Annotated in this window: 12 protein-coding genes, 1 tRNA gene and 1 riboswitch; of the genes, 5 read left to right on the top strand and 8 right to left on the bottom strand. The window is 62.1% G+C overall.

Annotated features, from left to right (window positions below; translation table 11 throughout):
- Positions 1-600 precede the first annotated feature (600 nt).
- The 6 genes from GC148_RS15660 to GC148_RS15685 all read right to left on the bottom strand — a co-directional run bounded on the left by GC148_RS15660 (position 601) and on the right by GC148_RS15685 (position 6,303).
- On the bottom strand, positions 601-1,404 hold the full coding sequence (locus GC148_RS15660; protein ID WP_291072257.1) for an MBL fold metallo-hydrolase: 804 nt from the start codon (positions 1,402-1,404) through the stop codon (positions 601-603).
- A complete protein-coding gene (locus GC148_RS15665; protein ID WP_291072259.1) occupies positions 1,404-2,177 on the bottom strand; it encodes a TatD family hydrolase in 774 nt (257 codons plus the stop codon). Before GC148_RS15665 ends, GC148_RS15660 begins: the two co-directional genes overlap by 1 nt.
- A gap of 20 nt (positions 2,178-2,197) precedes the next feature.
- Positions 2,198-3,124 (bottom strand): DNA polymerase III subunit delta', encoded by a 927-nt coding sequence (locus GC148_RS15670; RefSeq protein WP_291072261.1) that lies wholly within the window; start codon positions 3,122-3,124, stop codon positions 2,198-2,200.
- Positions 3,121-3,777, bottom strand: coding sequence for a dTMP kinase (gene tmk / locus GC148_RS15675; protein ID WP_291072263.1), 657 nt, complete (start codon positions 3,775-3,777; stop codon positions 3,121-3,123). The genes GC148_RS15670 and tmk overlap by 4 nt, the downstream gene beginning before the upstream one ends.
- Complete coding sequence (locus GC148_RS15680) at positions 3,770-4,954, bottom strand: D-alanyl-D-alanine carboxypeptidase family protein (protein WP_291072265.1); 1,185 nt, start codon at positions 4,952-4,954, stop codon at positions 3,770-3,772. The genes tmk and GC148_RS15680 overlap by 8 nt, the downstream gene beginning before the upstream one ends.
- Positions 4,955-5,067: 113 nt before the next feature.
- A complete protein-coding gene (locus tag GC148_RS15685) occupies positions 5,068-6,303 on the bottom strand; it encodes a septal ring lytic transglycosylase RlpA family protein (RefSeq protein ID WP_291072267.1) in 1,236 nt (411 codons plus the stop codon).
- Between the two features lie 219 nt (positions 6,304-6,522).
- On the opposite strand from GC148_RS15685, the gene GC148_RS15690 reads away from it, so the two are divergent.
- A tRNA-Ser gene (locus tag GC148_RS15690) sits at positions 6,523-6,612 on the top strand.
- A 12-nt stretch (positions 6,613-6,624) separates the two neighbouring features.
- Here GC148_RS15690 and GC148_RS15695 read toward each other — a convergent pair.
- Positions 6,625-7,200 carry a TMEM165/GDT1 family protein gene (locus GC148_RS15695; RefSeq protein WP_291072269.1) on the bottom strand — a complete coding sequence of 192 codons (576 nt, stop codon included), beginning with the start codon at positions 7,198-7,200 and terminating at the stop codon, positions 6,625-6,627.
- Between the two features lie 14 nt (positions 7,201-7,214).
- Positions 7,215-7,401, bottom strand: a riboswitch (yybP-ykoY riboswitch).
- A 289-nt stretch (positions 7,402-7,690) separates the two neighbouring features.
- Here GC148_RS15695 and GC148_RS15700 point away from each other — a divergent pair.
- Genes GC148_RS15700 through GC148_RS15715 form a run of 4 tightly spaced genes read left to right on the top strand, consistent with a single transcriptional unit; the run spans position 7,691 to position 20,642 of the window.
- The gene (locus tag GC148_RS15700; protein ID WP_291072271.1) at positions 7,691-9,187 is read left to right on the top strand and encodes a PfaD family polyunsaturated fatty acid/polyketide biosynthesis protein; all 1,497 of its coding nucleotides are present in this window, start codon (positions 7,691-7,693) and stop codon (positions 9,185-9,187) included.
- Between the two features lie 3 nt (positions 9,188-9,190).
- Positions 9,191-13,123 carry a beta-ketoacyl synthase N-terminal-like domain-containing protein gene (locus GC148_RS15705; protein ID WP_291072273.1) on the top strand — a complete coding sequence of 1,311 codons (3,933 nt, stop codon included), beginning with the start codon at positions 9,191-9,193 and terminating at the stop codon, positions 13,121-13,123.
- A 44-nt stretch (positions 13,124-13,167) separates the two neighbouring features.
- On the top strand, positions 13,168-14,544 hold the full coding sequence (locus GC148_RS15710) for an SDR family NAD(P)-dependent oxidoreductase (protein ID WP_291072275.1): 1,377 nt from the start codon (positions 13,168-13,170) through the stop codon (positions 14,542-14,544).
- On the top strand, positions 14,541-20,642 hold the full coding sequence (locus tag GC148_RS15715) for a beta-ketoacyl synthase N-terminal-like domain-containing protein (RefSeq protein WP_291072277.1): 6,102 nt from the start codon (positions 14,541-14,543) through the stop codon (positions 20,640-20,642). Before GC148_RS15710 ends, GC148_RS15715 begins: the two co-directional genes overlap by 4 nt.
- On the opposite strand, the gene GC148_RS15720 is transcribed toward GC148_RS15715, so the two are convergent.
- On the bottom strand, positions 20,639-21,376 hold the full coding sequence (locus GC148_RS15720) for a 4'-phosphopantetheinyl transferase superfamily protein (protein WP_291072279.1): 738 nt from the start codon (positions 21,374-21,376) through the stop codon (positions 20,639-20,641). The genes GC148_RS15715 and GC148_RS15720 overlap by 4 nt on opposite strands.
- Positions 21,377-21,580: the final 204 nt, after the last annotated feature.

The following is a 21,580-nucleotide window of genomic DNA, read 5'->3' on the forward strand; positions in this document are numbered from 1 at the left end:
CAAAACCTCGGACAAGGCACGCTTCTGTCCGATGAAATGTAACTTGCCGAACTTTGTGTTGAGCGTCCCGCTACTTCAGCTCAGACAAGCAATGCTGACGTGAGCGTGAACTGGTGTCCTTACCGGAATTCGGCTACGCTCGGGGCGTGCACCGGAGTCGTGTCAACTGCAACGATGCGCCATGCGTGCATCATTCAATTTGCCTGCGGAACGATATTGCCGGGATCGACGACGGTAGTTTTCCATATGATTTTCACAAGTCTCTGAATCAAAAGAAATATATCTTCTCTTTCATAATCGAATGGGAATAAACGATCCGGGGAAGGGGGTAGGTTTGCCGGTTAAGGAGCAGTGAATCCCAGCAAGTATCGGCACGCTGATCGAGGGCCGTTCTTGAGGCGCCAAACATGACGAGCGCGAACTAAATCTACGTGCACAGAAATTCAAATCGTTGAAAACCAAAGTACTGTGGACCTGCAGACCCATCGTTCGCATAATCAATATTATGGGAAATCGGAATATTCGCCAAGGCGTGCAGTTGGCCTCAAGGACTGGTCGTTGGCGTTTAAAGGCGCCTGATGGCCTCTCCCCTCCAGCGCGCTAGACGCTGAACTCGATCTGCATGCCGTCATATGCAGGTTCGACGCCGTCCGGCAATTCATTCTGCAGCGTCCGGTAATCGAGATCGACGTGCAGGTTCGTCAGGATCGCCCGGCGCGGCTTGAGTTCCGCAATCCAGGCCAACGTTAACTCCAGGTGCGCGTGTGATGGGTGCGGCGTATAGCGGAGCGCGTCGACGATCAGCGTATCAAGCCCCGTCAACGCGTCCAGCGTCCGCTGTGGCAGGCCGTTGACGTCATTGCAGTACGCAACGTCGCCCATTCGGAAGCCAAGGCAGCGGATGCGACCATGCTCCATGTCGACTGGCAGGAATTCCACAGGACCGCCCGGGCCGGGCACAGAGAACCGCTGATACGGCGTCACAACGGGTTGCATGTCGAGGATCGGAGGATAACCGCCCGCGCCCTTGAAAATGTAGCTGAAACGCGTCGCCAGACTGGCCTGCGTTGCGGCGTCGAAATAGACCGGAATCTGGCGGCGCTGACGGATGGCGAGCGCACGGACGTCATCGATCCCGTGCGCCTGATCGGCATGGTCATGCGTGTAGACCACCGCATCGAGATGGGTTGTGCCTGCCGCGAGCAATTGTTCCCGCAGATCGGGTGACGTGTCGATCAGCACGGTCGTTGCGTGCGTGCCGGTCGTCCATTGTTCGACCAGCGCGCTGCAGCGCGTGCGGCGATTGCGCGGCTCGGCCGGATCGCAGGCGCCCCAATCGGCGCCGACACGCGGCACGCCGCCCGACGAGCCAGTGCCGAGCAAGGTGAGGCGTACACGAGGCATCAGGCAGCCACTTTGGCGAACAGGCGAACAGCGTTGTCGGACGTGACCCGCTTGATCGTCTCCACGTCCGTCTCTTTCAGCGTCGCGAGCGCCTCAGCAACGTGCACAAGATAGGCGGGCTCATTGCGCCGGCCACGCATCGGTACTGGCGCAAGATACGGACAATCGGTCTCAAGGATCAGCCGGTCGAGCGGCACGTCGGCGATGACGGCGCGCACGTCCTTGGCGCTCTTGAAAGACAGGATGCCGGACACCGAAACAAAAGACCCCAGCGCCAACGCACGTTGGCACAGGTCGGCGCCGCCAGTGTAGCAATGGAGCAGCGGCTGAAATGCGCCCCTGGCGTATTCCTCTTCGAGGATCGCTGCGACCGCGGGATCTGCATCGCGTGTGTGTAGAATGACCGGAAGGCCGGTCTCGCGTGCGGCGGTGATGTGTTCACGCAGGCTCCGCACCTGGTCCGCTTCGGGGCTGTAGCCGTAGTGATAGTCTAGGCCCGTTTCGCCGATCGCGACGACTTTCGGATGCGCCGCCTCCGCGATCAGCGTTTCGGCTGTCAGGTCGGTGAAGTCCTTCGCGTGGTGCGGATGAACGCCGACGGAGCACCAGATGTCCGCATGCGCCTCGGCGATGGCGCGGACGGCCGGAAAATTGTCGTAGCGATCACAGATCGCAATGAAACGGTCGACACCGCCACTGCGGGCGCGCGCGAGTACATCCTCGAGGTCTTCCGCAAAAGCCTCGCCGTGCAGGTTTACGTGCGTATCAAACATCCGGGCCGCGTTTAGACGGGCTAAGCCAATTCATAAAGGCCTGCGACCAGTTTTGCCGCAACTTGTGCGGCGTCCATGTTGAGCCGCTCGGCATCGCCGGTCAGCCGGGCTTGCTTGAGCCAAAGCTGGGCGGCGGCCGGCTGGGACTCGGCGCGGTCGGCCAGCCAGTCCATCAATTCGGCCTGGAAAGCTTCCATGGCGGCCGGATCGGCCGCGGCCGCCGACAGGGCGGGCGTCACGAGTTTGTCTGACAGATTGGGCGCCGAACGGAGCAGGGCGCGCGCTGCGTCCGCTGCGGTAAGGGCGGAAGGAGAGGAAAGGCGGATGCCCCTCCCCGGCCTGCCCCTCGCCACGCGGGCCGCGTCTTTTGGCGCTCCGGCGGCTTCGAGTGCTTTGGCGCAATCCGCATCGGACAAGGCGGTCAGTTTGAGTACCCGGCACCGGGACCGGATGGTGGGCAGGATTGGCTGGCTGCCGTGATTGATCAGGAACAGCACGCAGCGCGGCGGCGGCTCTTCAAGTGTTTTCAGGAGCGCGTTGGCGCCGCTCTTGTTGGTCTCGTCAATCGCATCGACGATACCGATCCGCCAACCGCCGAGCGCCGGTTTCATCGTGAAGAACTCGGTCAGGGCTCGGATCTGGTCGACCGAAATATCCTGCGTCAGCTTGCCCTTGTCGTTGAGTTCGCGGTGCACGAGCCTCAGATCCGGATGGCTGCCGGACGCGAAAGCGCGCCAGATGGGGTCATTTTCGTCTGCATCGAGCGGGCGATCTGCGGGTCCGCGTGCGCCGAACAGGTAAGCGGCCAATCTGGAGGCAAGACGGGCTTTGCCGATACCTTCCGGGCCTTCGATGAGCCAGGCATGGTGGAGCCGGGTCTGCGCATGGGCGTCGAGGAAGAGGCGCTCTGCCGCTTCGTGTCCGAACAGGGGCCAGCCGGTGCTCATGACTTGAGCGCGGCGAGGGCAAGGCGGCTCGACACGGCTTTCCAGGCCGCATCAGCAACGTCTGCAGCAGACCGGCTGGCGTCGAGTAACTGGCAGCGTTCCGGCTCGTGACGGGCGATTTCCGAAAAGGCGAGGCGGACGGCCTGATGGAAATCGATGTCGCGCTTTTCAAAAACATCCAAGGCACCGGCGCGGGCGGCGCGGCGCTCATGGGCCACGCCGACCGGTGCATCGAGGATCAAAGTGAGGTCAGGGCGGGTCGATCCGACAACATGGGCTTCCAGATCGAGAAGGACGATCGGTGCAACATCGCCGGAAACGCCCTGATAGACGCGTGTTGAATCGCTGAAACGGTCGCAGATGACCCACTTGCCCGCAGCGAGGGCGGGACGGATCAGGCCGTCGAGATGTTCGCTTCGCGCGGCATTCATCAGGAGGGCTTCGGCAAGTGGGGAAAACGGTTTGCCGCCGGGCGGATTGAGAACAAGCGCGCGTATGGCTTCTGCGCGCGGCGTACCGCCCGGCTCGCGGGTCAGAACGACGTCGATGCCCTGCTCTTCCAGCCGGCTTTTCAGCGCGGCCTGCAATGTGGATTTTCCGGTGCCCTCACCGCCTTCGAGCGTGATGAAGCGGCCGCGGGCAGGACTATTCATCACCGCCCTTCAGTTCTTCTTCCGAGGTTTCGTCGCCCCGCATCATGGTACTGATGCCTTCGATCGCCATGCCGACGAAGCCGAGTTTCTTGACGTCCGCCTCGGCAATCACCGGAGCGCTGACCGGATCCTGACCGGTGAGCGTGACGACGAACATGCCGACCTTGTCGCCCTTCTTGACCGGCGCCTTGACGGTCTTGTCGAGCACGAGTTCAGCCGTTGCCTTCGTGAAGGCCGCCTTGTGGCCTACAACCTTGATCGGCTCGGCCAGCGAAACGGGGACCGTGCGCTGTTCGCCAAGCCAGACCGGGACGTCGGGAAGCGTGACGGTTTCAGGTCCGATGGTCTTGAGTTCGAAGCTCTGCATTGCAATCCGCATCAGCCGCTCAGCTTCCTGCGCGCGGGCAGCCATGGTCGGCAGGCCGTTGATGACGATCGTACGGCGGACGCCGTCGCGCATGGCGGACGCAGTCAGACCGTAGCCGGAGGATTCAAGATGGCCGGTTTTGAGACCATCAGCGCCGGCGACTTCGAGAAGGGGGTTTCGGTTCTGCTGGGTATAGTCGCGCCAGGTGTAGGAAGGCAGCGAATACCAGGGATAATATTGCGGGTAACGGTCGATGGTCATCTTGGCGAGTTTCGCCAGATCGATCGCGGAGATCACATGACCTTCGCCCTCAAGGCCGGTTGAGTTGACGAAGTTGACTGAAGACAGGCCCATCTCATGGGCCATCTGCGTCATGCGGGCGGCAAAGGCCGGTTCGGAACCCGAAATGCCCTCGGCCAACACGATGCACGCATCGTTGCCGGACATCGTGATGACCCCGTGCAGCAGCTCTTCCACGGTTGGCGTATCCTTGGGCTTCAGGCCCATGGTCGAGGTGCCGGACGGAAAGCCGCCGCGGCGCCAGGCATCTTCGCTGACGGTGAACCGGTCGGTCAGGGACAGCTCGCCCCGTTCGATCAGTTCGAAGACAGTGAAAGCCGTCAGCATCTTGGTCATCGAGGCTGGTGTCATCGGCTCATCGCCGCGCTTCGAATACAGGATCTGGCCAGTGTCGTGATCCATTATCACGGCGTATTCGGCCGGTGTGTCGATCAGCTGGGCCGAGGCCGGCAATGCCGCCACGAACCCGAATGCCGCAACCGCTGAAATGATCCCGCGCCAGAACTTCACGATGTCAGACTCCCTCTTCCGTACTGGCCGCGCATGAACGCGGCCCCTCTTCCCGGATATCCGGGAAAAAGGGCCGGTTTGTGGTCAGCGTCAATGGGTTGGCTGCGGGCATTCTACTCCGCAGTGACAACCCGTCCGTCGCCCTTGCCTTCTGCAGAAAGGCGGTCACGGAGCTCTTCGGCCGCTTCGCGGCTCGACACCGGTCCAACGCGGACGCGGAAATAGTCTGTGCCATTCACTCGGGCCGGCACGATTTCCACAGGCTCATTGCCTTTCAGGCCGCGATACATGGCTTCGGCGTTGCCTATGTCAGAAAACGAAGCGAGCTGGACATACATCGAGCCGCTGGGTGCGCTGACGCTGGCCTTTGCGGGTTCAGACTTAACGCCCCACTCTGCGGGCGGTTCCGGCCATTTCACGGCCACGCGTTTGGTCTGGGGCTGCGATTGCGGGGTCCACGACGTGCCGCCAGCGAGTTCATCGCCGCCCAAAAGCTCGTCATTGCTGGTCTTGGCGACGCTCAGCGACATCAGCATTGGGGCCGGCGCGGGTCGCGGCGCGGCTTTTTCCGGTTCGACCTTGGACACTTCGAGCGGCGCATTGCCAACCAGACGCAGCGTCAGTTCGGCCTTCCCTGCCCCTTCAAAACCGAGAGCCCGGGCTGCCTCGCGCGAGACCTGGAGGGCCGCTCCGTCTTCAAACGGGCCGCGGTCGTTCACGCGGACCACCACTTCCCTGCCGGTGGCCGGATTGGTCACGGCGACAAGGCTCGGAAGCGGAAGCGACGGATGCGCGGCGGTCAGCCCGGTCTGGCGGAAGATCTCGCCATTGGCGGTCGGCAGGCCGTCGAACTCGTCGCCATAGATGATCGCGACGCCCTTTTCGAACACGTCTGCATTGACGGGCTGTGCCACAGGAGGCGCCGATTGAGTCTGAACGAGCGGCTGGAGCGGCGCCGCTTCAACAATGGGCCCGCGGCTGGCTGTGGTGGTCTGCGCAGCGGTCGCGGCGGCATCAAAGCTGCTCGTCAGCGGCGCAAATTGCGGCGCGTCGCTCCAGGTGGCCTCAACTGCCGGCGGAGCGGTTTTCGGCATCGTCGCCGAAGCCATCGAAACCCGGCCTGCCGAAACCGACTGGCCCGGATAGCGGAACTCGATCCGCTGTCTTGCCTTGTCGACCGGTGCGGCGGGCGCCGGTGTGGCGGCTTGCTGCTGCGCAGGAACGCCTTCGTTTACGTAGACAATCGGGGCCCGGGTGCCGGCAGAAGCCGGCATCGCAGCGGCCGCGAGGGCAAACACGGACACAACGACAGTCAGGTGGCTCTTGGGCCAGGTACGCGCAAACGGCATGAGCCGCAAATCTCCTCGTTCTGAGAAACCGGACCCTTCCTTCTGGTCTGATCCGGTGGCCTTCTGGCCTGTTCAGAACACGGTTTACCATGCAGGCGTCGCCAGCCGGTTCAGCCGAACAGAAAGTCCGGCAAGCCGAATTAACGCCTGATTCACGTTTACATCCCGCACCGGGGGGCTTGCGAAACGCGGCGCGTTCCCACAAACAGCGGTCGCTGCGGAGGAGTGGCAGAGCGGTTGAATGCGGCGGTCTTGAAAACCGTTGAGCTCGCAAGGGTTCCGGGGGTTCGAATCCCTCCTCCTCCGCCACGCACAGTCTTTTCAGCCGATGATGCCAATCGTCTGGGCGAGCACCCACAGGCCGATGACTAGGAAGAGCCCGGCGGCGACGAGGCGCACGACGTTGAGCGGCACGTGCTTCAGCAGTTCATGTCCCAGGAAAACGGCCGGCACATTTGCGAGCATCATGCCGAGCGTCGTGCCCATTGTAACCGGCACGACGTCGTGAAAACGGGCACCGAGTGCGACGGTGGCGATCTGGGTCTTGTCGCCCATCTCGACCAGGAAAAAGGCAATGGTCGTGGCTACGAATGCGCCGAACCGGACGGGCTTCTCCTCGCCCGGTTCGTCCAGTTTATCAGGAACCAGAGTCCAGGCCGCCATGGCGATGAATGACAGCGCGATCAGGTAGCGGAACCATTCACCATCGAGGATCGAGGCCACTTCGGATCCGACGAGCGCGGCGAGGAAGTGATTGGCGACTGTTGCGATAAAAATACCGGCGACGATCTGCCAGGGCTTCTTGAAACGCGTCGCCAGAACGATCGCCAATAGTTGTGTCTTGTCGCCGATTTCTGCCAGCGCCACGACGGCGGTCGATGTGAAGAGTGCTTCCATGATTCGGTCTCCGGGTCGGGCGGCGAAGAAAACCAACAGACATCAGCTCCCCCGCCCAACCCAGAGCGAAGAAATGATGCCAGTGGTCTCGCCCAAGCGGTGTTCCCGCTTCCATCGCACCACGGCCTCTCGACCGAGCATGTTGATGCGTTGGCTCGTCCTTGCGGACGACTGGCTACTCCCCAGTGACGCGCTCGCTTTAGCCTTCAGCCGACCCGATCGCAAGTGGGGCGCGGCGGACTTTATGTACATGGCCGCAGAACATGGTTTGCGCACAACGCATGGATGTTAAGCGTTGTATTACGATTAAAAGTTGTGCCCAATTCCGGCGCTGGCTATGGTTTGAATCGGAATCAGGTATTTTCCATTGAGCTGCGAGAGTTTGCGCTCTTAAGTGAAGCGGATGAATGGCGACCAGAATGGGCCGAGCCAGAAGGGCGAACATCGCGTGCCGGATCTTTTGACGAGAGCTGTGGAGAGTCCACGGTCGATGGCATGGTTGGCAACCGGTCCGGAGCGCGGGCCTTCAATCGTATCTGTCGGCGACCAAGCCGCTCGTCCGTCAAACGCCGTTTCGCTACCTTCGATTTATCCGGAATGGCTCGGAGACCGTACGTTCCTGGCCGAACATCCGGCTCGGTTCTGCTATGTGGTCGGGGAGATGGCGCGAGGCATCGCGACGCCCCGGATGGTCATTGAAGCGGTCCGCTCGGGATGCCTTGGTTTTTATGGAAGCGCCGGGTTGCCGCTGGCAGAAATCAAGGAAGGGCTGAGCGAGATCAAGAAAGCTCTGCGCGCCGACCAAAGTGCTTGGGGCGCGAACCTCATCCACTCCCCCCAGGAGCCGGGTCAGGAAGCTGCCGTCGTCGATCTCTTTCTCGCTGAAGGCGTTCGCCGGGTGTCGGCCTCAGCCTTCATGCGGCTAACACCGGATGTGGTGCGCTATACGGCGCTTGGGCTCGAGCGGCTTCCGGACGGCACTATCAAGCGCAACAACCATGTCTTAGCCAAGGTTTCGCGCGCGGAAGTGGCTGAGCCGTTCATGTCGCCGCCGCCGGAAAAGATGCTGCGCGAACTGGTCGCGAGCGGCAAGATTTCCGAGGCGCAGGCAATCCTCGCCGCAACGATACCGGTCGCAGCGGATATCACTGCGGAATCCGATTCCGGAGGTCATACAGACAATCGCCCTGCGGCGGTGCTTTACAGTTCGCTCTGCGCCGCGCGCAGCCGCGTGGCGAAGAAGTTCGGCTTTGACGAAAGCGTGATCCGGATCGGTTTGGCCGGTGGGATTGCCACGCCTTCGGCGGTCGCAGCGGCCTTCCAGATGGGCGCCGCCTATGTGCTGACCGGATCGGTCAACCAGTGCGCCGTTGAATCGGGACTGTCAGAGGCGGGCCGCATACTGCTCGCCAAGGCGGGCCCGGCGGATGTCGCGATGGCGCCCGCCGCGGACATGTTCGAACAAGGCGTCGAGGTGCAGGTTCTGAAGCGCGGCACCCTGTTTGCGATGCGTGGCAAGAAACTGCACGCCTTCTACCGCTCAGGCGCGAGCTATGAAACGCTGAGCGCGGCCGATCAGAAGTGGCTCGACGACGTTCTGGGCGAGCCGTTCGAGGCGGCCTGGAAGGCAACGCAAGCCTACATCCAACGCGTCAATCCGGGCGAGGCGAAGCGCGCCGAAGCCGATGGCAACAAGCGCTTCGCGCTGGTGGCGCGCCGCTACCTGTTCCAAGGTGCGCAGTGGGCGCGTGAAGGCACGCCAGGCCGCGCGACGGACTATCAGATCTGGTGCGGGCCAGCGATGGGCGCCTTCAATGAATGGGTTGCCGGCACGCCGCTCGAACCGGTCGAGAACCGGACCGTTCGCCAGATTGCGCTGAACCTGCTGGAAGGCGCTGCGCGTATCACCAGGGCTGGACAGCTGCGCGCGATGGGATTGCCGGTTTCGCCGCAACATTTCTCTTACACTCCGCGGCTATTCGAGTAGTTCATGACAGACCGTCGATCCTCCCGGAACAAGCCTGCACTCGAGCCGATCGCGGTGGTCGGCATCGGCGCCATTTTCCCGGGGCGTGGTGACACGACCGGTTTCTGGCGCGACATCTTTGAAGGCCGCGACCTGCTCAGCGATACGCCGTCGACGCATTGGTTGCTTGAAGACTATTACGATCCCGATCCGACCAAGTCGGATCGCACCTATGGCCGGCGGGGCGGATTCCTGTCGCCCGTGGCGTTTGATCCGCTGGCGTTTGGGATTCCTCCGGCGCAACTTCAATCAACCGACTCCGCACAGCTGCTGGCGCTGGTTGCTGCCAAGATGACGCTGGACGACGCGGAGCGCGACAGCGGCGGCAAGATCGACAAATCGCGCACCAGCGTGGTGCTCGGCGTCGCTTCGGCAACCGAGCTTACCGCGCACATGGCTGGACGTCTCCAGCGCCCGACCTGGGTAAATGCTCTGCGCCAATCCGGATTTGGCGAAGGCGAAGTGCAGGAGATCGCGTCCCGGATCGAGAGTCATTACGCCGAGTGGAAAGAAAGCACTTTCCCAGGTTTGCTCGGCAACGTCGTGGCGGGCCGCATCGCGAACCGGCTCGATCTGGGCGGCAGCAACTACGTCACCGATGCAGCCTGTGCCTCCAGTCTCGCCGCGTTGCATATCGCGATCCACGAGTTGCGCGCTGGTGATTCCGACTTGGTGCTCACGGGCGGTGTCGATGCGCTGAACGACATCCTCATGTTCATGTGCTTCTCGAAAACGCCGGCTTTGTCGCCGACTGGAGATTGCCGCCCCTTCTCGAACAATTCGGATGGGACGATGCTGGGCGAAGGGATTGGCATGCTCGCGCTGCGCCGTCTCGATGACGCTGAGCGTGATGGCAATACGATCCACGCTGTCATTCGCGGCATCGGGGGCGGTTCGGACGGCAAAGGCACGGCAATCTATACGCCGCTGCCGTCTGGTCAGGCCCGGGCCCTGCGCCGCGCCTACGAACAGGCGGGCTACGGCCCAGAGGCCGTCGATATGGTCGAGGCGCACGGCACCGGAACGAAAGCTGGCGACAAAGCTGAAATCGAAGGGCTCCACCTTGTGTTCGGCGAAGCCGACAAAGGTGAAGGCCCCTGGTGCGCCGTCGGCTCGGTGAAGTCCCAGATCGGTCATACCAAAGCTGCGGCCGGCGCCGCGAGTATGGTGAAAGCAGTTGAAGCCCTTCGCCGCAAGGTTCTGCCGCCGACGATCAAGATCGAAGAACCTGCCGATGCGATCCGCGAGAGCCAGTGCTTCTATGTTAATACCGAAGCGCGTCCGTGGATCACGGCCGACAATCGTCCGCGCCGGGCGTCAGTCAGCTCGTTCGGGTTCGGGGGCAGCAACTTCCACGTTACGCTCGAAGAATACACGGGCCCAACCGCTGCCAGACCGGAACGCGTGCATCCAGCTGAGCTGTTCCTGCTGAGCGCTCCGGACGTCAGCGCCCTTGCGGCCATGTTGGAGCAAATCGCCGAAACACAGCGTACGGACGATGGGCTGGCCTGGCAGGCTTCCGAGACGCACAAGGCGTTTGATCCGAAAGCGCCTGCGCGCGCGGCGATGGTCGTGTCGAACCCGGAAGAATTGGTCACAAAGGCAAGCAAGCTTGCGGCTCAGGTTCGTGCCGGAACGCTTGGTACCGCGCCCCTGCCGCAGGGATGTGCCGCGTCCCTCAGCGCGCCCGAAACCGGCAAGATTGCCTTCCTGTTTTCAGGACAGGGCAGCCAGTATCCCGGTATGGGCTCGGATCTGGCGCTGGCCTTCCCTCAGGCCCGCGCCATCTGGGATCTGGCCGCGAGCCACCCTGTGACCGGACCTTTGAAGCTTCACAGGCTGTCCTTCCCGCCATCTGCGTTCGATCAGGTCGAATTCGGCAACCAGCAGCAGCGGCTGACCCTGATGCAGCATGCCCAGCCTTCGATTGCTGCCGTGTCTCTGTCGCATCTCGCCTTGCTGGATGCGCTGGGCCTTGATGCAGACATGACCGGCGGGCACAGTTTCGGCGAGATCATGGCGTTGCATTATGCTGGCGCGTTTGATCGCGACGCGGCTCTGGCCATAGCGGCGGCCCGCGGCCGCGAGATGGCGACGGCGGCACAAACGACTGAAGGCGCCATGCTGGCCGTGCAATGTCCGGCGAGCCGGATTGCGCCGCTGGTGGAAGAGATCGGCAACGGACTCGTAATCGCGAATGACAACGGTCCGAGCCAGGTCGTTCTGTCCGGTCCGGTGGACGTTATCCAGCAAGCTGAACTGCGCTGCACAGCAGAAGGCATCAAGGCGCGTAAGCTGCCCGTTGCAACCGCTTTTCATTCGGGGATCGTCGAACCCGCTGTCGGACCGTTCCGCAGCACGCTCGAGAGCCTGAAGCTGAAGCGGCCGAACCTGCCCGTTTATGCAAACGCCACGGCGCAGGTTTACAAATCGACGGCCAAGGAACTGCCCGCCGTTCTCTCATCGCAGATTGCCTCACCGGTATTGTTCCGTGATCAGATTGAAGCGATGTATGCGGCTGGTGCGCGGACCTTTGTTGAGGTCGGCCCCGGCAACGTGGTCGCTGGCCTCGTCAATGATACGCTGGCAGACCGGGAATACACGGTCCTTTCGCTCGACAACAAACGGACGAATGGCGTTGCCCAGTTCCTCGCTGGGATCGGCGCGCTGTCGGTGGCGGGGCACGCGCTGGATCTCCAGGCGCTGTATGCTGAGGCGCCTTCGCCCAAACCGAAACCGGCACCGTCGAAACATGCGGTGTTCCTCACCGGTGCAAACTATGACCGGCCTTACCCGCCCAAGAACGGTGCGGCTGGCAAGGCGCCTGTAAACGCAAGCGGCCGCGCAATGCCTGCTTCGAATCCTGTCCCAACTCTCCAGAACGCTCAAAGGACCGAACCTCCCATGTCCGATCAGAATGGCCGGCAAGTCGTCCCACCCGCTCACGCCTCGGCGCAGCAGATCGTAGGGCCGTCCGAAATCACCACGCCCGTCGAGCGTATCTGGCAGGAAGTGTCGGCCCGGCACCAGGATTACCTCACGACGATGGCGGAGTCGCACAAGACCTTTTTAAGCGCTGCCGCTGCGCTGCTGGGCCAGGCCAGCGCCATTCCGGCGACGCCGCAGCAGTTGCCGGCGCCGCGTGCCGCCCCGCCCCAGCCACAAGTCTATGTCCCACCTGCTCCGGCACCTGCACCCCAGCCTCCGAAAGCCAACGGGTCTGCAGGCGCCCACAGCTTCGTGCCCGAAAACCCCGAAGCCGCTTCGACAGCGCCGGCGCCTAATGCACCCGCTCCGCGTGTTGAAGCGCCAGCTTCGAAGCCGGCGTCGCCCGCGACGGCGAAGGTGGATTCAGCGACCATCGTGCGAACGATCGTTTCGGAGAAAACAGGTTATCCGCCTGATATGCTCGATGCCGATATGGACCTCGAAGGTGAGCTGGGTGTCGACTCGATCAAGCAGGTCGAGATCTTGTCCTCGTTGCGCGACCAGCTGCCCCATTTGCCGGAAATCGAGCCTGAACGTCTGGTCGAGCTTCGCACCATTGCGGCAATTGCGGCAATGATTGATGCCGCTACACCGTCGAGCGCGCCGGCAGCGCCGGCCGTTTTCGCGCCACCTGCGCGAGTTGCCGTAGCAGCATCAGCCGCGCCCGCTGCATCTGCACTTCAGGTCTCTCCAGATGTCATCCGGGCACTGATTGCCGAAAAAACGGGTTACCCGTCCGACATGCTTGAAGATGATATGGATCTGGAAGGCGAGCTCGGCGTGGATTCGATCAAACAGGTCGAGATCCTCTCCTCTTTGCGCGATCAGTTCCCTTCCCTTCCGGAAGTCGATCCGGAACATCTCGCCGAGCTGCGCACGATCCGGAAGATCGCCGATTTTTTCGCCTGAGGGATGGACGGGAGCCCAGGGCCTCCCGCCGTCCCCGACCGCCCGTGGCCAATGTTGCTTCCTATCGGTGCGACGTAAGGCCAGTCGAATGGCGCCAATCCGAGGCGCGCGCCTTCGACTTGCTTCAAGGCGCAGCCGTTCAGGTCAGCGGCTTCGGCCCAATTGCGGCGCAGATTGTCGGTGCCTTGAACGCCGCAGGCTATCTGGCGCAAGCGGTGGAAGAACCCGACGGCTCCGCAGGTGCTGTTATTGTAATTGAAGGATTTGAAGCCAGCGAACCGGCGGGCCGCCATTGGAAAGTGCTTCAGCGAGCGAAGCAGGCGCGTCGCGCAGGCGGATTGACGCTTTTGGTGCAGTCGATCGAAAACGCCTCCGGGCTAGACGGTTTGAGCCGCACGCTGCGGAAGGAATGGCCGGAGTGCCAGACGTTTACCTGGACGCTGACGGATATGTCCAATCCTGGCGCCACAATTGCCCAAGCGCTGCGCAGCGGCTTCGGAGATGGCGAATTGGGCACTCAGGGCTTACGCATGCCTCAAGCGGGCGAAGCACTTGCGCCGCCGCAGGTGTTTGACGCAGACGGATCTTCGGTCTGGCTGATCACGGGCGGTGCGCGCGGGGTGACCGCGGCTTGTGCGATCGAACTTGCCCGCGTTTTGGGTGGAACGATCCTGCTCGCGGGCCGGTCGACAGAGATGGCATGGCCCGCCGGATTGGCCCAGACGCAGGACATCAAGACACTCCGTGGATTGCTTGTCGAGCAAAGCCGCCAGAGCGGCACGCGGATGTCGCCTGTGGAAATAGATCGCAGCGCCCGGGCCTTGCTTGCGAGCGCGGAGATCCGCGAAACCGTCGCCGCCATCAACACGGCCGGCGCCCATGCCGTTTATCTGCCACTTGATGCAGGCGACCGCGCAGCGGTAATTGAAGCACTGGCTGTGGCTCAGAGCCGCTACGGACCGATCACCGGTCTCGTTCACGGCGCGGGTGTGCTCGCGGATAAATTAGCCGCTGACAAGACGGAGGCCGAACTGCGTCGCGTGTTCGCACCGAAAGTCGACGGGTTGAACAATATTCTCGGTGCGATCGGGCCCGAACAACTCAAGCACGTCGCATTCTTCTCATCGGCAGCCGCATTTTTTGGAAATCGAGGGCAAGCTGACTATGCGATGGCCAATGCGCTGCTCGCCAGCGCGGGCCGGTCATTGGCGCGGTCCTATCCCTCCTTGCGCGTCAAGGTTTTCCATTGGGGCCCCTGGGCGGGCGGCATGGTGGACGCATCCCTTGCCGGCCATTTCGAGGCTCAAGGCATACCACTCATTCCGGTCGACGAAGGCGCACGTATCTTTGTGAGCGAATTGCTTGGCGGTGACCGGGAGCAGATCGAACTCGTGGTCGGTGAAGCGTGGGCCGCCGCATGAGCCCGTTCGAGCCTATTGCGATCGTGGCCGAGGCTTGCATCCTTCCGGGTGCAGATGGTCCGTCAGAACTCTGGTCGCTAGTCAGCCGGAAAGCGATTGTCACACGCGATGTGACCGCCGCAGAGCTTGGGTTGTGCGGGTCGCTGCCACGCCGCTACGTGTCGGGACGCATAGATCAGCCGCCGCTTGACCATGAGGGATTGGCGGCGCTGGGGGGCAAATCTGCAAGCGCGCTGGATCCGGTGCATCGATGGTCCCTGCAGGCCGCCTGGGCAGCGTGGTCGTCTGCGACTGCAGGCGCCAAGACGGCGCCCGAGAAACGAGGCGTGTTCCTTGCGAATCTTTGCTATCCCAGCCGCGCCAAGGTGGAATACGCCGAAGAAATCTGGCGAAACGGACGTACGGACCGTCCCCTGACGGATACGCTCAATTCAGGCATGCCGGCGCGTATGATTGCCCGGATGATTGGTGCGGGCGGCCCCGCGCTCGCGTTGGACGCCGCCTGTGCGTCATCGCTCTATGCGCTGGAGATTGCGTGCCGGAAGCTGTCATCCGGAGAACTGGATATCGCGCTTGTTGGCGCCGTGAACGCAGCTGACAATCTCATCCTCCACATCGGATTTGACGCGCTGAAGGCACTCAGCCCGACCGGCCGATCACGGCCGTTCATGCAAGGTGCAGATGGTCTCGTTCCATCTGAAGGCGCCGCCGCCGTTGTGCTGAAGCGTCTGTCGGATGTGACCAAGGCAGACAAAGTCCGCGGAATCATCAGAGGCATTGGTCTCTCGAATGATGGTCGTCGCAAGGGCTTTCTGGCTCCGGATACGGACGGCCAGACCGAAGCCATGCGCCGGGCGTATGCGATGGCGGGAATCTCACCAGACAGCATCGATTTTCTCGAATGCCATGCAACCGGAACACCGGTGGGCGATGCCGTCGAAATCCAGTCCGCGTCTTCGATTTTCGGGACTTCGCGGGAATTGCCCATCGGATCGCTGAAGGCGAACACCGGCCACCTCATTACCGTCGCCGGGCTCGCCAGCCTGCTCAAGCTTACCAGTGCGATGGAGCATGAGATCCTGCCGCCAACGCCGATGGACGGCAAGCTGATCAAGTCCCTCACGGATACAGCGTTTACGCCGCTCGGATCAGGCACGCCATGGACCACCAAAACATCAGAGCCGCGCCGTGCTGCGATCAGTAATTTCGGATTCGGTGGAAACAATTCGCACCTCATCCTTGAAGCGCATGAGCCGACGCGAAACTACGTGAACGGTCATGACGTCAAGGTATCAACGGCTGCAGATCAGATTGTGATTGTGGGCGTGGGCCTCATGGCTGGTCCAGATCGCGGAGAGCGCGCTGTGCTCCGGCGGTTGATCAGTTCGCCCATCACGCCTGTCAGGCTTGCCGAGTATGCAGGCGCCGATCCAGTGAAAGCGCGTATTCCTCCGGCAGACCTTTTGCGCGCAGAAGCACAGCAATTGGCCATTCTTGATGTGTCGCAAATGGCACTCGATGGCGTCGTTCGGCCCGGCAATGAGCGTTGCGGCGTGTTTGCGGGAATCCGGTGCGCCGACGATTCTGCGCGTTGGCCCATCCGGGAACGTGTGAAATCCGAATTGGTTGCTGCCGGGCACAACGATGTCGAAGCGGAGCTGAACGCAATTGCGCCGCCACTGGTCTCTGCAGATGTCCTTGGCGCCATGGCGAACATGGCGGCCAACCGGATCACGTCGAGCGATGATTTCCGCGGGCAAGGCTACGCGATTTCTGCCGAAGAGAGTTCAGGGCTCGCCGCACTGGATGTCGCCGTTGCAGCCTTGAAATCTGGTACCCTTGATCTGGCAGTCGTCGCAGGCGCTGAGTTTTTCGGCGCGGCCGTTGACCGGAGTAAGCAGGATTTGGGCGATCAGGCGGCCGCGCTGGTCCTGAAGCGGCAAACCGACGCCGCGAAAGACGGGGATCGCGTGCTCGGCACTTTGGACCAGATTGAGTGGTTGCACGGGTCTCCAGTGGCCGGATCCGGTTTCTATAAACCGGTCTTCGGACACGCACCTGCCGTGACCGGTCTGTTCGATCTGGGCGTAGAACTTTGCCTGGCCGCGCGGTCACATCAAATGCAGAAACACGGCGCCGTCGTTCGGCTCGCCACACAGGATGATGCCGTGTGTATCGCTGCGGGCGGCACGGAGACGGCGCAATCGGTCTGCGTAACCGTTCGGCCCGCCCCGCCGGCGCCTACGCCCGACATGGTGCGGCCCACGCCGTTCCTGTTCCACGCGGCTGCCGCGTCGCGGCCCGCCCTTGCGGCCAAGCTCCGAAAGGGCACCTTCGGCGGCGCGGGACGTTTCCGGATCGCGCTCCTGGCAAAAGACGAGACCGCCCTTGCCGAGAAACGTGAGCAGGCTGCGGCCGCACTCATGGAGAAAGTCCCGCCTTCTGGCTCCGGCATCTGGTACGGGGACAGCGAGCCGGAGGGTGAGCTTGCGTTTGCGTTCACAGGGTCTGCCGCGTCCTACCCCCGGATGGGCCGCGGCTTGCTGATGGCCTTCCCTGAAGTGGCTGAGACGCTCGGCACGCTGCCGAAAGCGAAGGAGATGACATCGCTCCTCGCAAAGGCGTCGCTGTCCGAGTTCGAGCAACTCTGTGCGGTTTCTCTGGTGACGCAGGCGCACACCATCGTGATGCGCGACATTCTCGAACTCAGCCCACAAGCGGCGATTGGCCTTTCGTTGGGCGAGAGCAACGCGCTCTTTGCTTTCGGCTTCTGGAAGGACATGGGCGCCCTTCTCGACGACATCGACGCTGCCGCGATGTATGAGCGACACCTCGGCGGCGCTTTCGAAACTGCAGGCGAAGCCTGGGGTCCGAATGTTCCCTCGGACTGGACCAACTGGCGCGTGCGTGCGCCGATCGAGAAGTTGCGTGAAGAACTGAAATCGGCGCCCAATGTAGAGATCACCATCATCTACACGGATGATGACAGCATGATTGGCGGGCCCTCCGCGGCTTGCAGAGCGCTTTGCCAACGTCTTGGTCCCGGCGTTGGAGCCTTGATGCATCAGCATCTGGTCGTGCACGCCAATGCCATGAAGCCGTTTGAGGAGAAGTGGCGCGATCTACATACGCGTCCTGTTTCGCGCGTTTCCGGCATCCGCCTTTACGCCAACGCTATCAACGCCGCTTACACGCCGACTAAGGCCCGCGTGGCCGATATGCTCACGCGCCAGGCCGTTGCGACCGTCGACTTCCCCGCAACGATCCGTCAGGCGTGGGAAGATGGTGTACGGACATTCGTGGAATTGGGCCCTCGCGATACTCTGACGCAGAGCATCGGCCAGATCCTTGCGGGCAAACCACATCTAGCCATCGCGGCGGACCGGGTCGAAAACTCAGAGATCGCCCAAATCGCCGAGCTGGCCGCTACGCTCTATGCGGCAGGCTACCCCATTCGCATCGAGCGTATCGCCAACCGGCTTGACGAAGTGAGATCCAATCGCTGGCATATGGCCGCGCCGTTCAAGGTGTCGCGCAAGGCTCATACGGCCGCACCTGTCCTCGCCTCACGTGAGCCAAGGCAACGCGGTATGCCCGAAGCACCTTCTTTGCCGCCGCCCAAACTTACGCCGGTTCAGGCATCCGCATTGCCTCGGGCGCCTGTTCCCTTCCCGCCCGGTCCTCGCACCGCGTCCACTCAGGGGTCGCCGCCGCTGCTTCTACCGACCGGTGTCCTCTCCGGACGCACACCGCTCACTCCACGTGTCCCTGTCGGGAAGTCATGGGATCGGACCTCGATTGAAGCCGCAACGCGCGGATCCATGAGCACCTTCTTCGGCGACGCATTCAGCGGTCAGGACGGTTTTGTCCGGCAGGTGCGCCTACCGGCCCCGCCTCTGTTGCTCGTCGACCGGATCACCGGCATTGATGCCGCGCCGTGTGCAGAAGGTGCAGGCGTCATCTGGACGGAAACCGATCTAACCGAAGACGCTTGGTACATGCACAAAGGCCGCGTCCGTCCGGGCCCGTTGATCGAGTGCGGCCAGGCGGACTTGACACTGATCGGCTGGATGGGTGCAGACCTGAAGAACCAGAGCGAGCGCGTCTACCGGCTGCTCGGCTGTGAAATCACGTTCCATGAAGGCGGCTTGCCGCGTGCAAGCGATACGCTGCGCTTCCAGATCGAGATCACACAGCACGCAACATTCGCGGGCACACGGATGTTCTTCTTCCAATATGATTGCATGTCGGATGGTCGCCCGGCCTTTTCGGTCCGTCAGGGCCAGGCCGGATTTTTCACGGATGCGGAGCTTGCATCCGGCAAGGGCGTTGTCTGGGACGCCTCGAGTTCGCCGCCACCTACAGCGACCGTAGCAAGCATCAACTGTTCGCGCGCTAGCGCCAAGCGCGCCTTCAGCCGAGCCGAGGTCTCGGCTTTCCGTCAAGGTGACGCGCTTGCCTGCTTTGGTCCCGGGTTTGAGCTCTGCGCGGCGCACTCGTTCCCGCCGCACCTTCCGGACGGCAAGCTGGCATTTTTTGATGCGGTCACAGATTTCGACCCCGCGGGCGGTCCCTGGAAGCGCGGATATCTGTGCGCCAGCGCCCATGTTCCAACGGATGCCTGGTTCTATGACGGACATTTCCACAATGACCCGTGTATGCCGGGTACGCTGATGGCAGAGGCCGCCGTTCAGGCGCTTGAGTTCTATGCTGCTGCCATCGGATTGTCGCAGGAACGCGACGGCTACGTCTTTGAGCCCGTACCCGGGGAAACGGCTAAGTTCGTGTGTCGTGGACAGGTCATTCCGGACAAGGATCACCACGTAACTTACGAAGTATTCGTCGATGAAGTGATCGAAGGCGAAACTCCAAAGATCTTTGCGTCACTGCTGGCGCGCTCCGACGGACGCAAGGTTTTCTATTGTCCCCATTTCGGCATCCAGCTGCGCCGCAACTGGGCCGCGCCGCGCCAGTCCGAGACACCGCTTCGCGTTGGTCCTCAAAAAGAAAGCCGCGGCGACGAAGCGGCCCTGCTGGACTGCGCCAGCGGTCCGCCGTCAGCGGCCTTTGGTCAAATGTATGAGCGGTTCGATCGCGAGGGCCGTGTGCCGCGCCTGCCGCAACCGCCATATCATGTGATGTCGCGCGTCACGGATGTGTCGACACGCCCCGGCATCCAGCAGGTCGGCGCACGGATCAGGGCCGAGTATGACATTCCGCCGGATGCCTGGTACTTCGCCGACAACCGTTCGGGCTTCATGCCTTTTGCGGTGCTCAACGAAATCGTGCTCCAGCCCTGCGGATGGCTCGCCAGCCATTGCGGCTTCGCTCTGGAGGGAGGCGAGCGGTTTCGCAATCTCGAAGGTGACGGCAAGGTCCTGCAAATGATCAGCCCTCAGGACGGAACGATCTGTGTGGAAACGACCCTGTCGAGTTTTTCCAAGGTCGGGCCGATGACCATCGTCGCCTTTGATCTCAGTGCGCGCCTGAAATCCGGCGCACCCGTGATGGAATTGAACACAAGGTTTGGCTTTTTCCCGGCCGCAGCACTCGTTCGTCAGGCTGGATTGCCCATTTCTGAAACAGATCGCAGCTATCTCGGTTTGCCCAGCTCGCCAATTGACCTGTCTCCCGTTGATCCGCGGCTCGCATCCGGACAGCTCACGATGCTGGACCGCGCCGACTACTTTGACCCTGAAGGCGGATCTGCGGGCCTTGGCCTCATTCGCGGGCGTCAGATAGTTGATCCGCATGCCTGGTATTTCAAGGCGCACTTCTTCAACGATCCGGTGCAACCAGGCTCATTGGGTCTCGATGCGCTTGAGCAGCTGCTGATGCGCGCCGTGTTGTTGAAAGTCCGGTCAAAGGCATTGGCCGGCGCAGTAGCGGAGACTCCTGCCGTGAACGAGCGGGTGAAGTGGTCGTATCGCGGCCAGGTCACGTCCGAGAAGAGCGAGGTCACAACGGTGATCGAAATTCTGAGCTTGCAGGAAAATCCCAAGCGCCTCCTCGCAACGGCGCGTGGATCACTGTGGTGTGATGGCCTGCGGATCTACGAAGCCAATCCGATTTCGATCGCGTTCCGCAAACCGTCCTAGTTTCGTTTACGCGCGAGGCTGATCAACGCGTCACCGGAACGGGTCGTCCAGAAATCATAGCGCTCGCCGAATGCGGAGAGCTGCCCCTGACCTGAGCCGTCAAGGATTGAAGGCGGTGTCTCTACGGCTTTTGGTCCGGCGCGAAAGCCCCGCTGTGTCGTTTTGAGAACGGCCTCTTTGATCGTCCAGAGCTTGAGAAAAGCTTCAGCGCTGTCGTCCCGCGCCGCATAGACCTGTTTGAACGCCTCGCGCTCCTTCTCCGCACTCACCATGTCAAGCATCGCGGGCCAATCGAGCACACGGACGAATTCGAGATCGACGCCAATTTCTGCCGGCGCGGGATCCATGGCTATCACAGTAGTTGCGCCCTTGTTGGCGAGAGAGAGTGACCAACCTGATGGACGCTCCAGCCTGGGAGCGCCATCTTCTGAAGTCTCCAGTTTCACATCTTCCGGCGCGCAGCCGGCCACAACCCCGATCAGCTTTCGTCGCAATATGAAGGACGTCTCCATCTCCCGGCGGCGTCGAGGCGACTTCAAGCGCTCAAGCCTCGCCGTTTCTTGGGGTAAAAACCGCTGCGTTTGCACTGACGTTGCTAGTTCAAAGCTCGTGGCCAGACGGCATGACGGATGGCCGGAAAATCCGGCGCCAGCAAAAGGGTCGGTTGGCTGGTTTTGGTCAGATAGAGTGTCGGGATTGTCGGGGGGCATCATCCAGTGTTTCTGGTTCGGCATCCGTCAGATCGGCAAGCACAAAGTTGAACCGTAGGCGCCGACTGTAAGGTTACGGTATCGGCATTCTGTGTTTCGGCGTGCAAGTTTGACCCCTTAGACGGGGTTATCGGCGTCCAACTTTGACCCCCCGTTTGGAGTGTTTGACCATCCGCGTTTTGGTAGCGGATGGAGCTGGAGTTGAAGGGCGTGGATACGATTGCGCGG

This window comes from Hyphomonas sp., from assembly GCF_016125515.1.
Taxonomy (GTDB): Bacteria; Pseudomonadota; Alphaproteobacteria; order Caulobacterales; family Hyphomonadaceae; genus Hyphomonas.